This window comes from Entomospira culicis, assembly GCF_028748145.1.
Taxonomy (GTDB): domain Bacteria; phylum Spirochaetota; class Spirochaetia; order WRBN01; family WRBN01; genus Entomospira; species Entomospira culicis.
On record NZ_CP118181.1, the window covers coordinates 1 to 13,381 of the forward strand.

Sequence of the window (13,381 nt, forward strand, 5' to 3'; positions counted from 1 at the left end):
TGTTAACGGTGACAGGGATCTGGGTCTGGGGTAGGATCTGGGTCTGGGGTAGGATCTGGGTCTGGGGTAGGATCTGGGTCTGGGGTAGGATCTGGGTCTGGGGTAGGATCTGGGTCTGGATTGGGATCTGGGTCTGGATTGGGATCTGGCTCTGGATCTGGATCTGGATCTGGTGCGGGTTTGTCTATGGTTTGATTGTTCCCACTTGGCTGAGACTTAGACGCTGTTGGCTTACAACTTACTATGGTAGCCACACATAAAAGCAACAGCAAGGTTACTCTCTTTTTGCTAAACATACATTTACGCTCCTTTATTTTTTATAGGGCAACGCCCCAATACTTGCGAAAATAAGATCAACCCAATAGCGAGATGGGAATAGTCACTATTAGGTTGATGGTTACTAGGTTTAGAGCTATTGCGCGAGAAGTTTTGGCTGATGGTTATGCCATCGTGTAGACAAACTTCTCTAAATTGTCAAGATTGATGGGGTGCATATAGTAGGATAAAAAAGTACTTTGCGGACTTATTCTAGATATAGCGATTGCGAGCAGGAGATAGAATTTTTCTCCAGCTTTTACGGCTAAATCGGGGAAGGTTTCGTTTAAGGAGCTAACATCATCGTCTTGTAAAGACCAAGCTTCAGAGAACGACTTTGTATATCCAATTCTCTTTATTAGCTCGTTGGTAACGGTTGGGATACCCTCTTCACTATAAGACATGGTAGGGGCATTACGGTCAGTAAAGTTGAGGCGGAAGTCGTGCAAGTGAGGATTTAAAAAGAAGAACTCTTGTACTTCATTATGTTTTAGATAATTATAGCTTCCTAACCTCTTTTCTCCAACCCATTTGTTGAGAATAGAGACGAATTGGTTTGGGTTGGCGCGGAAGGCGTCTAACTTTGCTTCAGGAACTAGAACGTAACGTAGGGAGATTTTCGTCTCCTCTGTAACGGAGTCCATTGCATCTTTAGGGAGAAATGGATAGGTAACAACAACATCAATATCAGAGACTGGTGGCGGTGGTAGAGGATCTGGGTCTGGGGTAGGATCTGGATCTGGTGCGGGTTTGTCTATGGTTTGATTGTTCCCACTTGGGTTAGATTTAGATGCTGAGGGCTTACAGCTTACTATGGTAGCCACACATAAAAGCAACAGCAAGGTTACTCTCTTTTTGTTAAACATACATTTACGCTCCTTTATTTTGTTATAGGGCAACGCCCCAATACTTGCAAAAATAAGATCAACCCAATATCGATATGAAATAGGTACTACTAGGTTGATGGTTGCTAGGTTTAGAGATATGGCGTGAGAAGTTTTGGCTGATGGTTATGCCATCGTGTAGAGAAATTCTTCTAAATTGTCAAGATTAATGGTGTAGGTGTAGTATGGCGTTGGTTTATGGCTAACTTCTTGTACGCGTAAAAGAATGAGGAAGTAGAATTTATCCCCTGCTTTAACGCTTAATTCTGGGAAGGTTAGGTTTAAATCATCGATATCAAGATCTTCTATATCCCAAGGTTCATTAAAAGGTTTGTGAAAGCCGATTTTTTGAAGCGGAGCATTAATGACGTCATCTATGTCCTCGCCAACGTAAGAGATGGTGGGTGCTTGGGGATCGGTAAAATTGAGTTGTATCCAATGTAGATGTGGGCGCAAAAAGAAGGCGGGTTGCTCAAGATAGTGCATCAAATAGTTATAGCGACTTAGCGCATTTTTACTGCTCCATTGATTGAGCATCGGGACAAATTTATTGGGGTCTTCTCGGAATGCTTGTAATTTCGCTTCTGGAATCAAGAGATAACGCAGAGAGATGCTCGCCTCCTTACTGACGGTATCTATCACCTCTTTGGGAAGAAAGGGATAGCTGGCAACAATATCACGCGAGGAGAGCGGTGCTGGTGGTTGAGTGAAATTTGGTATAGGGTTTGGCTTGGGAGGAGATGGTGGGGTAGACTTTGATGTTGATGGCTTACAGCTCACCATGGCACTTAGACAAAAAAGTAATGATAGAGTGATTCTTTTTTTGTTAAACATAGCAGTACGCTCCTTTATTTTTTTATTAGGCATTACCCTAATTTTTTCTGAAACTATTGGTAGATAAAGGGTGCTTGAAAAGAGAAAAGAGGCAAGAGATTCCATTATATAGAATGGTTAATCTCCCATCACATAAGAGATTGCTTCTAGATTGTCGATGTTGATGGGGTGAGAGTAGACGTTTAAGGGGTTACTCCTGTCTCTATTGAAAAAATTAAAGACGAAGAGGAGGTAAAATTTTTCGCCTGCTTTTACTTCCAACTTGGGTAAGAGAGTGTTTAAGAGCCTAACGTCCCTATTTTGCATTGACCAAGGTTCAGAGAAGAATATTTGGGGGTTGTAGTTTCTCCATAATTGCTCGTCAACAACATTAATATCATTACTATTGGTATAAGAGACGGTGGGTGCCTTAGTGTTGGTAAAGTTAAGACGCAACCAGTGTGGGGAAGCTGTGAGCATGAATACATCTTGATTCTCTCTATGGCTTAGGCCATAGATATCAATCATTGTAGTGCCGTCACTCCAGGTGTTTAGCTTGGGCATAAAGGCTTGAGGGTCGTCGCGGAATGCGCTAAGTTTGGCCTCTGGAATGATATAGTACCCGATGTTCAGTATACTATTTGGGGCGAGAGCATCGCGCACTTCTTGGGGAATATCCCAATCGTTGGTGATGATATCTCTGGAAGAGACTGGGGTGGGGGCTGGTGTGCGTTTTGGTTCGGGATCTGGTTCAGGCTCAGGCTCGGGCTCTGGTTCTGGCTCTGGCTCTGGTTTAGGATCTGGTTCTGGCTCTGGCTCTGGTTTAGGATCTGGCTCTGGTTCTGGTTCAGGCTCGGGCTCTGGTTCAGGCTCTGGTTCAGGTTTAGGATCTGGGTTAGGATCTGGGTTAGGCTCTGGTTCAGGTTTAGGAACTGGATTGGGTTCCGGATCTGGATCTGGTGCGGGTTTGTCTATTATTTGATTGTTGTTGTTCGTATTCGACTTAGATGCTGATGGCTTACAAGCAACTATTGCACTCATAGATAAAAGTAACAAAAGCGTCGCCCTTTTAGGGTTAAACATAGCAATACTCTCCTTGTTCGAGGTGTAGGCTTAGCGTAATTCTTTTTGAGAGCGCTGTCAACGAAGGCTGGTTATCTTATTCTCCTTGTTGGGTAGGTCAATCGTTTGCCTATAAGAAAAAATCGTTTTTTCGTGTAAAATTTTTCTCTTTTATTGACATACTTCAAGCCGATACGTTATACTCAATAGCAAGAAGCCCTTATCTGATGGGCGCAAAGGAAGAGGAATCGCTATATATGAGTGTCAATTGTGGAATTGTAGGTCTGCCCAACGTGGGAAAATCGACCATCTTTAGTGGATTGAGTGCAACCAAAGCCGAAGTTGCCAACTATGCCTTTTGCACAATTGAGCCCAATAAGAGCATTGTTAATGTGCCCGATGCGCGTTTAGATCGGATTAATACGATCAACCCTGCTGAGAAGGTTCTCTTTGCGACGATGGAATTTGTCGATATCGCCGGATTGGTAGCAGGTGCCAGCAAGGGCGAGGGCTTAGGCAATAAATTTCTTGCCAATATTCGCCAAACGGGTATGATTGCCCACGTGGTGCGCTGTTTCGACGATCCTGATATGATCCACGTGATGGGGAGCATCGATCCGGTACGTGATATTGGCATTATTGATACCGAGCTTATCCTTGCCGATCTCGAGACGGTGCTCAATCGCCTTGAGAAGAACCAACGCCTCAAGAAGAATCCTGATAAGAAAGTCAGCGGTAAAGCCATCGCCGAGGAGGCATTTCTTCAGCGTTTATCGGCACATCTCGAAGAAGATCTTCCCGCTCGCGCCTTAGAGATCTCGGATGATGAGGCGCTTATCATGCAAGAACTTTTTTTGATCACCGCGAAGTCAGAACTTTTAGTCTGCAATGTCGATGAGGCCTCGATTAATCAAGAGAATCAGTATGTACAGGCGGTGCGCGAGCTTGCCAAAGCTACCAATCGCGAGGTAATTACCCTCTGCGGTAAGCTTGAGGCGGAGATTAGTGAGCTTGAAGATGCTGATGAGCGTGCGCTCTTTTTGGCCGAGGCGGGCATTACCATAACGGGACTTCAACAGTTGAGCCAAAAGGCTTATCACATGCTTAACTTACGCACCTTTTTTACAGTGGGACAAAAAGAGAATCGCGCTTGGACGTTTCATGAAGGGGACAAAGCCCCACGGGCAGCAGCGGTTATCCACACCGACTTTGAGAAGGGATTTATCAAGGCCGAGGTTTATCACTGCGAGGATCTCTTTGCATTAGGCAGTGAATCGGCGATTAAGAGCAAGGGTAAGTTGCGTCAAGAGGGCAAGGAGTATGTGGTGCAAGATGGTGATGTAATCTTTTTTAAATTTAATTTATAAAAAATTGCACAACAAGGAGGCAATCGATGCGTCGATTTCGTGTGCTGTTATGGGGATTGTTGATGGTGGTCAGTTGTCGTGGTGGACAAGAGCGGGCAAGCGATCGGCTATTACGTGTTGCCATTACCATCGAGCCTGAGACGACGAATCCTCTGCAGATGACCTCTGCGGATGTCATTGCGCTCTTTGACAATGTCTTTGACGCACTGCTTCGTTATGATGTAGCTGGTCGTGTGCATCCGCATTTAGCCAAGGAGTGGCAAGCGTTTGAGGAGAATCAGCGATTTCTCTTTCATTTGCGCGATGATGTGATCTTTCATCATGGTGAACTGCTTACTGCCAAGGATGTGGTACATACCTATCAAACTTATGCGCAGTATAGCAGTCGTTTTGCGTTGGTAGAGAGCGTGGAAGCACTTGATACGCATATCGTAGAGATTCGTTTGCGCGAGTCCAGTGCCGACTTTCTCAATTTAGTGGCGACAACGTGGATCTTTAGTGCCTCGGAGGGGGAAAATCCACATAGCGGGACGGGCGCGTATCGTTTTGTCCGTTATGATGCGGGGCGAGTGGTGCGTCTGGAGCGCTTTGATGATTCATTTTTACATGAGGCGGGGCTCTCTTATTTTGAAGCCGTCGATTTTATCATTATTAAGGAGAGTGCCGGCATCCTTCTCGGCTTGCGCAGTGGGGCAATTGATTTAGCCGTACAGATTGATCCTACCTCGTTGGATAACCAGATGGTAGATGCTCTACAGGTGATTCTTACGCCGCAAAATTTGACGGTCTTACTGGCGATGAATCATCGCGTGGCACCATTTAACGATAAGCGCGTGCGTCAGGCGCTTAATCATGCAATCGATAAAGAGCGGTTGATTAATCTCTTATTTAACGGCGAGGCAGAGCGCTTGGATACGGGCATGTCGCCAGTGTTGGGCGCATTTTATCACCATGGCTTGGCGAACTTTTATCCTTATAATCCAGAAAAAGCGCAAGAGCTTCTCCAAGCGGCTGGTTATCATGAGCAAAATCCTTTGCGTTTTCGCGTACATGTGCCTAGCAACTATGCGATACACTTACGTAATGCCGAAATTTTAGCCACGCAATTATCGGCGGTGGGCGTGGTTATGGAGATTGAGGCGATTGAATGGGCGAGTTGGTTGAGCGAGGTGTATCAAGGTGGCAAGTATCAAGCGACGATTGTGGGCTTGACAGGTAAGTTGAGTGCTTATCAGCAATTGGTGCGATATAGTCAGCAATCGCAGACGGCGTTTACTGGTTTTACACATCAGGGATTTGAGGAGAGTTTGCATCGCGCATTAAGGAGTACCTCGTTTGAGGAAGAAGTTGTCGCCTACCATGAGGCGCAGGCGATTTTAGCGCAAGAGGCGGTGGCGCTCTTTCTTTTTGATCCATGGTTGGCTGCCGTGATGCGTAAGGATTTACGGGGTTGGCAGATGTATCCACTTCGCACCTTTCGGGTACGAGAATATTCTTTGGCATAGGGTATGAAACACGCGAATCGATGGCTTTTTTTGACAAGGCGACTCTGTTATACGTGTTTTTTGGCGCTTTTGGCGGTGGTGAGTCTTTTTGTTGTCTTTAGTGTGATTCCGGGGGATGCGGCTTTGTTGAGTGTTGGGGTAGAGGCAGATGAGCTGTTATTGGCAACGCTTCGCACCGAGATGGGTTTAGATCGATCGCTTTGGATACGCTTTGTCGACTGGCTGGCGCGCGCGATGCAGGGCGATTTGGGTATTTCCACGCGCTATAAAGAGCCTGTGGTCGATCTTATTGCTCGACACGCGGGGGTTACGCTAAGGCTTACGCTTGTCTCAATGAGCTTAACGATTGGGTTTTCGTTTATTATTGCCTCTTTTGTGATGATATTGCGCCGACGTACTGTGATTACGTGGGTCATCTGGTTGAGTCAGATTTTCTTGGCGATTCCGCAGTTTTGGCTGGGCATGATGGTGATTCAGATCTTTAGTATTAAGTTGGGATGGTTTTCGCTCTTTTATCTGGAGCTTGATTGGCGTGATTATTTTGCCCCTGCGCTGGTTTTGGCATTTGTCCAGAGTGCGTATCTGGCACGTTATCTTATCTCTAGCTGGCAACGAGAAATTCGTCAGCGCTACGTGGTGAGCGGGTTGGCGCGTGGACTCTCGGAGAGGCGATTGCGTTTTGGGCATGCGCTACGCGGGAGTTTAACGTCTACGGTGATGATGTTAGGTTTGATTTGGATTGATCTCTTAAGTGGAAGTATTATCATCGAAATGCTCTTTATGTTACCGGGGCTAGGGCAACTCTTGATTAACGCGGTTAGTGCGCGCGACTTGCCTTTGGTGCAGGGCATTACGCTCTATTTTGTCTTGATGGTTTCGATCAGTAACATGGTGCTGGAGGTGATCTTGTATAAGCTTAATCCTCGAGCACAACAGGCGGTGGGTGATGGTGCAACTGTATAGGCGAATTTCTTTTTGGCTGGGGTTGCTGGGGCTCTTATGGGTGGTGGTGCCTGCGTTGCTCTCGTGGTGGTGGACGCCTTATGATGCGATGATGATACAGGAGGATAAGCGTTTGCTTACGCCTCGTGTGGAACACTTATTGGGAACAGATCTCTTAGGACGCGATCTTTTGAGCAGGATGATGGTGGCCGGTCGTACGGCGCTGGTGATTGCTTTTGGTGCGGTGAGTTTGGCCTTTGGAATAGGCTTCTTGCTGGTGGTGATGAGCGTGGTATGGGCGCGGTGGTTGGGCTTTTTCGCGCGAGTTGTGATGGATTTTATCTTGATCTTTCCTACAATTCTCTTTGCGTTAGTGATGATTGTGATTTGGGGGAATGGTTTGGGCGCGATGATCTTGTTGTTGGGTATTGCGATGAGTCCGCGTTTTCTCAAGGTGATGATTGCTACTATCCATGAGCAACAGGGCTTGGAGTATCTCGCTGTTGCGCAGTCGCTAGGGAAGCGGGGATGGCATTTGCTGGTCTATCACTATCTACCGGCGCTCTGGCAACCGATGATCCACACGGTGGTTACGGCATTAGCCATGGTTATTTTGAGCGAGGCGAGCTTGAGCTTTTTAGGGTTGGGGGTTATGCCGCCAAATCCAAGCTGGGGCTACGCCTTAAGCGAGGCAAAGCAATATTTTTTTAGTTATCCTCACCTTGCCTATGCTCCGCTTCTCTTTATGATGACAGCGATTTTGTCTTTGAATTTATTGGGATACGCGTTTAGCCAAGAACAAGGGTAGGGCTATCGACACAAAATAGTTGACATAAGCCTTTTCGCATGATACGATATAAAATATGTATAGGTTGTAACGCGCGTTTGCGTGGGTATCCATAGCATTTAAGGGTTGATGGTCTTGGGTTGGGACGATGAAGATAAGCGTGGTTTAGCTACGTTTAAAATATCAGATAAGTGGGGTAGAGGATGAAAAGAGTACCGTTGATTGTAAAGTTACTCATTGCGATTGCACTGGGATTTTTCTTGGGTATCGCCATTCGGCAGATGGCCGATCAGGGGATGCTGTGGGCAATGATTCCAGGGCGCATTTTGGTAACATTTAATGGCATTTTTGGTAATTTCTTAGGGTTCGTGGTGCCGTTGTTGATTGTGGCGTTTGTCTCGGTGGGGATTGCCGAACTGGGGCGTGGTGCTGGTAAGATGCTTGGCTTTGCCGTACTGCTTGCATATACGAGTACGGTACTTGCTGGTCTCTTTGCTTATGGTGTGGGCAGTACGGTGATTCCAAGGCTTTTGGACAATGGCTTTATGTCTTTAGAGATTACTAGGCAAGAGGGCGGTTTGGCACTGGAGAGGCTCTTTAGCATCGATATGCCAGCACTCTTCCCCATTACCAGCGCGTTGATTGCTGCGTTTATTTTGGGGATTGGGGTCTCTACACTGGGCGAGCGTGGTGCGTTGTACGAGGTGCTTAACTCCTTTCAAAAGATTGTCGAGAAGATTATTGGCAGTATCATTATTCCGCTCTTACCTTTCCATATTGCGGGTATCTTTATGAGCATGGCGTTTGACGGCGAGGCGTTGCAAGTGTTGGGGGTGATGGCGCTTATTTTCGTGCTTATTATTGCGATGCACTGGATTATGTTGATTGTTCATTATACGCTGGCTGGTACGATGCGTGGGAAGAATCCCTTTGTCATGCTAAAAACGATGCTTCCTGCTTACTTTGCGGCAATTGGTACGCAATCTAGCGTGGCAACGATGCCAGTAACGCGCCAGTGCACGATTAAGAACGGCGCAGATGAGAATATTGTCAACTTTACGGTTCCGCTCTTTACGACGATTCATATGCCTGGTAGCATCATTACGATTACCACCAGTGCCTTGGCGGTCTCGTTGTTGATGGGGCATTCTATCGAGACTGCGACAATGATCTCGTTTATCTTTAGCGCCTCCATCATGATGGTAGCAGCACCCGGTGTTCCTGGGGGATCGATTATGGCCGCTTCTGGAGTATTGCAGAGTATTTTAGGTTTTGATGCCACGCTTTTAAGCCTGATGATTGCTATCTATCTGGCGCAGGACTCCTTTGGTACGGCTGCCAATGTTACGGGTGATGGTGCGCTGACCTTTTTTGTGGAGAAATTTGCTAAGAAAGAGGGCATAACAGGGCAATAAATCGTGAATTTTAGTAAAATCCCCTAGCTATCGTCTTGACAGAGTATTTTAATATGTTTTATCCTGATAGCAGGCACGTTGGGGCTTGGATGAACGTAAGGCAAGGAAAGAAGGATAATGTATGAAGAAGATAGCGACAATCTTAATGCTGATAGTGCTGGGCGGAGCTGGAAGCTTTGCTCAGAGTGGAACAAGTGCGTTTTCCTCAAATGATGATGCGCACTGGGCGTTGGGTATTAAGGGAGGCGTGGGATTTAATTGGGCGTCTGGGCCATTGGGGCAACCTTCCAATGGTCTATTGATGAAGGGTCATGCGGGCGTATTTGCTGAGTATGCTTTTATGAAGTATCTGGCAATTCAGAGCGACTTTATGATTGGCTTGCGGCATGGATTTCGTCGAGAGAACTACCAGTTAAGTTGGACAACAATGGATTTTGATATCCTTATTAAGGGGCGCTTGCCTGTGGGTTCTTACGTTATCTTTACGGCGGGGGTTGGTCTGGCATTAAGCACGGGCGTAGGACCTCTCACCGAGACGATCAGCGGGGAGACCCAGAAGGTCAATTTTGCCGATTATTTTTTGAATGCGGTGGGCATGGGGGTTGTCGTAGAGCTGGGTGTGGAGTATAATCTGCCTAAAAATGCCGGCTATGTGGGTACAAGTTTGCGCATGGATTGGAAGCTCAATCCGCACTATAAACCGCTTAATTATGTAGATACGGAGCGCCCTAAGGGGTCGGTGCATACGCCTATTGGTATTATGCTCTTTTACGGATACCGTTGGGCACAGCCACGTTTGTCGATTTTTGGTTAATCTATTAGAGAATTTAAAGAAAATCCATACGCCCTAGCAACGATACCCAGTAGGTCGTGGAGAGAGTAGGGCAAACGTATTCATGAAGAGTGATCTACCTGCAGAGTTGATGAAGGATATGCGCGAATTTAGCCAGAGCGAAGATCGATTTGAGTATCTGCGTCGTTGGCTGATGCGCTGTGGTATCCGAGGCAAGAAGATTGAGCTCTTGGGTAGGCGTCATCTCTTGGTGCGCTTTGAGGGGGCGTATGATCCACGTCGGGTTACGAAGATTTTTGTGGCGCACTACGACAAAGTTCCGCATAGTCCGGGGGGAAACGATAATGGGGCGGCGGTTTTTCAACTATTAGCGCATGCTGGTAGGCTAGCGCACGAGCGTGATCATGGGCAGGTGCAGATCCTCTTTACCGATGGGGAGGAGATTCTTAATGGTCCGATTAGTTCGCAAGGAGCGTTTCAGCTGGCGCGCTTTTTTAAGAGTCGTGGGCTGGAGCATACGCAGTTCTATGTCTTTGATATGTGTGGGATTGGGGATACGATTGCTATTGGGGGGGCGGGGTCGCTGTTGTTGGATCAGAGTTTGAAGCAACGGCTGATTGGTAAGGATTTTTACGATGAAGCGTATCAGGCGATAAACAATGGCGCGAGCATTTTACGGGCGTTTCAAGGGCGACCTGCCGATTGGATTTATGCGCTCTTTTCGGATGATTTGGGTTTTTTGCTCAATGGCTACCCAGCGGTCTATTTTTCGGTTTTGCCCGCCTGTGAGGCAGCCTTAGCGCATAGCAATTGGCATGAGGTGGTCAAAAATGAGCGTGCCATGCAGGCACTGGAGAAGGGTTATCTAAGTGAGGAGTTTCGTAAGTTGATCTATCCACTTCTCCCGGCTAGTTGGCGCACATGGCATACGCCGGAGGATAGCGTAGAGGCCTTGGAGCGACGGGCGTTTTTGGTGATGGAGGAATTTCTACACTTTTTGACGTACTCGTTGGTGTGAGGTGAGGGGCAAGAGAAATTCCTTTATTTTTTATCCTATTTACTGGTGTGAGATTTGGCATCGCCTAGGGATTGAAAGCTCATGGGGAAGAGCGCACCGAGGGTAGTTTCGGTAACCTCTTTGTTCTGGCTGATGAGCAGGATGGGGAAGCTTTCGGGGACAAATTCGGCAAGCACCTGTCGACAAGCGCCACAGGGTTGCAAAGGCGTTTTTGCTTGAGGCGAGAAGATCGCAATCGCCTTAAATTCGGTAATGCCTTGACTAAGGGCGCTAAAGATCGCCGAACGTTCGGCGCAGTTACTCAATCCAAACGAGATATTCTCGATATTTGCCCCTGTAATGATCGTTTCGTCGTTGGTAAGCAGGGCAGCGCCCACCGCAAAGTGCGAGTAGGGACTATACGATTTATCGCTTGCCTGGACGGCATGGTGAATAAGTTCTTCTTTAGTTTTTAGATTTAACAATTTTTGCTCCTAAATAGATTGACTTAAAGCTTGAATTAAGGTTATGATAGATTAAGGATATCAAGAAACGATGAAACGAACCATAGACGGACTCATATTATTGCTCTTTGTTATACATTTCCTCTTTCTGCCTATTCGCCTAGGTAAAGAGCGATACTTTGTTGCCGTGCAAGCAATCGCCCTGCCTAGCGCGCAGGTAAGTGATACCTTTGATGAGGAGAGACTCTCCTCCTTTGCATTATCGGGTTATTTAGGCTATATAGATAGTGAATTTGCTTTGCGATCGAAATTTTTAGTCGAAGATCGGCTTGCACACAGTGCAGACGGTTACGTTCTCTACTCCCAATCGAATACGGATAATCGCTATTACCGCCCCGACGGCACGCTTATTGCTTCGATTGCACAGGCAGGCGTCCCGCTCTTTTTTGGCGAGGATCTCTATTTTGTTAATAACATTACCGGCGAAGTTTCGCGCTATGATGCTCATGGTGCGCTTCTGTGGCATTATGAAGTGGGCGCGTTTATTAGCTCCTTTGATGCCAATGAGAATCTAATTGCCATTGGTGATATTGTCGGGAATATCACGCTTTTGGATAGAGATGGCCAACGTATCGATCAACATCAGATTGTGGGTAGCGAGTATTTAGGCATCTATGGTGTAAAAATTAGTCCTAGCGGGCAATATATTGCGACGATTGCCGGAATTAACCAGCAACGCTTCATCCTCTTTCGCAAAGGAATCAATGGCTATACGCGTATTGTGCACCGCCCCACCGACGAAATACGGCGCGGTGTGCCACTTTTTTTCGATAAAGCAGAAAAATTTGTCTATTATGAAGGAGAAAATAAACTTTTTATCTTTCAAATATCCGATAGTAAAAGAGTAGAGCAATTAAAAGAATTTGTTTTAGCCGGAAGTTTAGAGCTCTTTGTTCCTGATATTGTGGCGAATATGTTTGGTGTGGTGAGTATGGTGGGGCAAGAGAAGCGACTACAGCTCTACTCCGCAGATGGCGAGTATCTCTTTGCGGATATCCCTTTTGAGAGTGAAGATCGGACAGTTTTGCTTGCGCAAGGCGATAAATTTTTCATGGGTATTGATGGAGTGATGATGGAAGTGACGTGGCAAAAATGAGAAGTCTTTTAATTTTACTGCTAGTTATCGCGAGTATACCTTCGCTCTTTGCATACACTTGGCCTACCGAGGATGCGCAAGTGTTGGAAAATTTTGGGCAGAGAGTCGCTTCTGGGAGCATGGTTGCGCGTGGATTACGTTTACGTACGCAAGAAGATATGCTACAACCTATTGAGACGGGGGAGATCTTGTTTAGTCAAGATGCGCAGAGCCTGATTCCTTCGCGCAGCAGTGGCACGGTGCTTGTTGCCCATGAGGAAGAGCTCTACTCGGTGTATACCTCCATTGATTACACGCAGAGTCTGCCTGCTAGCATCAAGAGTGCGCAGGTGATGCGTCTTTTTGGGGAAGATGTGTTGGCGTTGTCGACAAATGTTTATGAACTGTATCTCTTCGATAGTCGGGTGCGTCGCTATGTAAACCCTGGATTGTTTTTGTCGCTTGGTCGTATGAGTGGTCGTGTGATAGTGGATCAGCTGGTGATGGTGAATGCTCTTGGAGAGCGCTATCCCGTATATAATGGGGCGGTTTTGCCTAGCATGGAGGGCACATTATACGCATCTATCTACACGCTTAATGACGTGGGTAGTCGGCTGGCAGTGCGCGAAGTCTCGCTACAGGTGCTGGGTAATAGCGTGGGTACTCTTGATTTTAGCAGTATGCGAGAGGAGGGAGGCTTGGCGTATTTGTCCGAAGGAAAGCCGGTAATGATTAAGAAATTATATAATGAAGAGGGATTATTGAATGTGGCTAGTACGCAATTATTGGAGGGACAGTTAAACATGGTACTGAGAGTAACAACTGTGGATGGACAGGTACAAGAAAATACTATGCGTATTCGTGTGGTAAATTAAAATGAGAAAAGAGAGAGAGAGGAGAGT

General features: G+C 46.6%; 14 protein-coding genes. 9 read left to right on the plus strand and 5 right to left on the minus strand.

The window, feature by feature from the left end:
- Nucleotides 1-2: 2 nt before the first annotated feature.
- The 4 genes from PVA46_RS00005 to PVA46_RS00020 all read right to left on the minus strand — a co-directional run bounded on the left by PVA46_RS00005 (nt 3) and on the right by PVA46_RS00020 (nt 3,095).
- Nucleotides 3-296 (minus strand): hypothetical protein, encoded by a 294-nt coding sequence (locus PVA46_RS00005; RefSeq protein ID WP_212603950.1) that lies wholly within the window; start codon nt 294-296, stop codon nt 3-5.
- Between the two features lie 144 nt (nt 297-440).
- Nucleotides 441-1,181: a hypothetical protein gene (locus PVA46_RS00010; RefSeq protein ID WP_167694682.1), complete on the minus strand. Its 741-nt coding sequence runs from the start codon at nt 1,179-1,181 to the stop codon at nt 441-443.
- A gap of 144 nt (nt 1,182-1,325) precedes the next feature.
- On the minus strand, nt 1,326-2,033 hold the full coding sequence (locus PVA46_RS00015; protein WP_167694683.1) for a hypothetical protein: 708 nt from the start codon (nt 2,031-2,033) through the stop codon (nt 1,326-1,328).
- 117 nt (nt 2,034-2,150) lie between these two features.
- The gene (locus tag PVA46_RS00020) at nt 2,151-3,095 is read right to left on the minus strand and encodes a hypothetical protein (RefSeq protein ID WP_212603829.1); all 945 of its coding nucleotides are present in this window, start codon (nt 3,093-3,095) and stop codon (nt 2,151-2,153) included.
- 236 nt (nt 3,096-3,331) lie between these two features.
- On the opposite strand from PVA46_RS00020, the gene ychF reads away from it, so the two are divergent.
- From ychF to PVA46_RS00055, 7 genes are all read left to right on the plus strand, one after another.
- Nucleotides 3,332-4,441 carry a redox-regulated ATPase YchF gene (gene ychF, locus PVA46_RS00025; protein WP_167696218.1) on the plus strand — a complete coding sequence of 370 codons (1,110 nt, stop codon included), beginning with the start codon at nt 3,332-3,334 and terminating at the stop codon, nt 4,439-4,441.
- A gap of 26 nt (nt 4,442-4,467) precedes the next feature.
- The gene (locus PVA46_RS00030) at nt 4,468-5,946 is read left to right on the plus strand and encodes an ABC transporter substrate-binding protein (RefSeq protein ID WP_167694684.1); all 1,479 of its coding nucleotides are present in this window, start codon (nt 4,468-4,470) and stop codon (nt 5,944-5,946) included.
- A gap of 3 nt (nt 5,947-5,949) precedes the next feature.
- The gene (locus PVA46_RS00035) at nt 5,950-6,909 is read left to right on the plus strand and encodes an ABC transporter permease (protein WP_167694685.1); all 960 of its coding nucleotides are present in this window, start codon (nt 5,950-5,952) and stop codon (nt 6,907-6,909) included.
- A complete protein-coding gene (locus PVA46_RS00040) occupies nt 6,893-7,696 on the plus strand; it encodes an ABC transporter permease (RefSeq protein WP_167694686.1) in 804 nt (267 codons plus the stop codon). Before PVA46_RS00035 ends, PVA46_RS00040 begins: the two co-directional genes overlap by 17 nt.
- A 182-nt stretch (nt 7,697-7,878) precedes the next feature.
- Nucleotides 7,879-9,090 carry a dicarboxylate/amino acid:cation symporter gene (locus PVA46_RS00045; protein ID WP_167694687.1) on the plus strand — a complete coding sequence of 404 codons (1,212 nt, stop codon included), beginning with the start codon at nt 7,879-7,881 and terminating at the stop codon, nt 9,088-9,090.
- Nucleotides 9,091-9,211: 121 nt separating this feature from the next.
- Nucleotides 9,212-9,904: an outer membrane beta-barrel protein gene (locus tag PVA46_RS00050; RefSeq protein WP_167694688.1), complete on the plus strand. Its 693-nt coding sequence runs from the start codon at nt 9,212-9,214 to the stop codon at nt 9,902-9,904.
- 82 nt (nt 9,905-9,986) lie between these two features.
- Nucleotides 9,987-10,901, plus strand: a complete 915-nt coding sequence (locus tag PVA46_RS00055) for a M28 family peptidase (protein WP_167694689.1) — start codon at nt 9,987-9,989, stop codon at nt 10,899-10,901.
- 35 nt (nt 10,902-10,936) lie between these two features.
- Here the strand turns inward: PVA46_RS00055 and PVA46_RS00060 are convergent, their stop codons facing one another.
- Entirely contained in the window at nt 10,937-11,365 is a 429-nt protein-coding gene (locus tag PVA46_RS00060) for a cytidine deaminase (RefSeq protein WP_167694690.1), read from the minus strand.
- A 70-nt stretch (nt 11,366-11,435) separates the two neighbouring features.
- Between PVA46_RS00060 and PVA46_RS00065 the strand changes: the two genes are divergently transcribed.
- The gene (locus PVA46_RS00065; RefSeq protein ID WP_167694691.1) at nt 11,436-12,500 is read left to right on the plus strand and encodes a hypothetical protein; all 1,065 of its coding nucleotides are present in this window, start codon (nt 11,436-11,438) and stop codon (nt 12,498-12,500) included.
- Nucleotides 12,488-13,354, plus strand: coding sequence for a hypothetical protein (locus PVA46_RS00070; protein ID WP_167694692.1), 867 nt, complete (start codon nt 12,488-12,490; stop codon nt 13,352-13,354). Before PVA46_RS00065 ends, PVA46_RS00070 begins: the two co-directional genes overlap by 13 nt.
- The last annotated feature ends 27 nt before the right edge of the window (nt 13,355-13,381 follow it).

What these genes read in the sequence shown, in the direction of transcription:
- ychF (WP_167696218.1), top strand. Translation starts at nt 3,332, where the DNA reads ATGAGTGTCAATTGTGGAATTGTAGGTCTGCCCAACGTGGGAAAATCG.
- PVA46_RS00045 (WP_167694687.1), top strand. Translation starts at nt 7,879, where the DNA reads ATGAAAAGAGTACCGTTGATTGTAAAGTTACTCATTGCGATTGCACTG.
- PVA46_RS00005 (WP_212603950.1), bottom strand. Translation starts at nt 296, where the DNA reads ATGTTTAGCAAAAAGAGAGTAACCTTGCTGTTGCTTTTATGTGTGGCT.
- PVA46_RS00065 (WP_167694691.1), top strand. Translation starts at nt 11,436, where the DNA reads ATGAAACGAACCATAGACGGACTCATATTATTGCTCTTTGTTATACAT.
- PVA46_RS00040 (WP_167694686.1), top strand. Translation starts at nt 6,893, where the DNA reads ATGGTGCAACTGTATAGGCGAATTTCTTTTTGGCTGGGGTTGCTGGGG.
- PVA46_RS00020 (WP_212603829.1), bottom strand. Translation starts at nt 3,095, where the DNA reads ATGTTTAACCCTAAAAGGGCGACGCTTTTGTTACTTTTATCTATGAGT.
- PVA46_RS00030 (WP_167694684.1), top strand. Translation starts at nt 4,468, where the DNA reads ATGCGTCGATTTCGTGTGCTGTTATGGGGATTGTTGATGGTGGTCAGT.
- PVA46_RS00035 (WP_167694685.1), top strand. Translation starts at nt 5,950, where the DNA reads ATGAAACACGCGAATCGATGGCTTTTTTTGACAAGGCGACTCTGTTAT.
- PVA46_RS00055 (WP_167694689.1), top strand. Translation starts at nt 9,987, where the DNA reads ATGAAGAGTGATCTACCTGCAGAGTTGATGAAGGATATGCGCGAATTT.
- PVA46_RS00015 (WP_167694683.1), bottom strand. Translation starts at nt 2,033, where the DNA reads ATGTTTAACAAAAAAAGAATCACTCTATCATTACTTTTTTGTCTAAGT.
- PVA46_RS00010 (WP_167694682.1), bottom strand. Translation starts at nt 1,181, where the DNA reads ATGTTTAACAAAAAGAGAGTAACCTTGCTGTTGCTTTTATGTGTGGCT.
- PVA46_RS00050 (WP_167694688.1), top strand. Translation starts at nt 9,212, where the DNA reads ATGAAGAAGATAGCGACAATCTTAATGCTGATAGTGCTGGGCGGAGCT.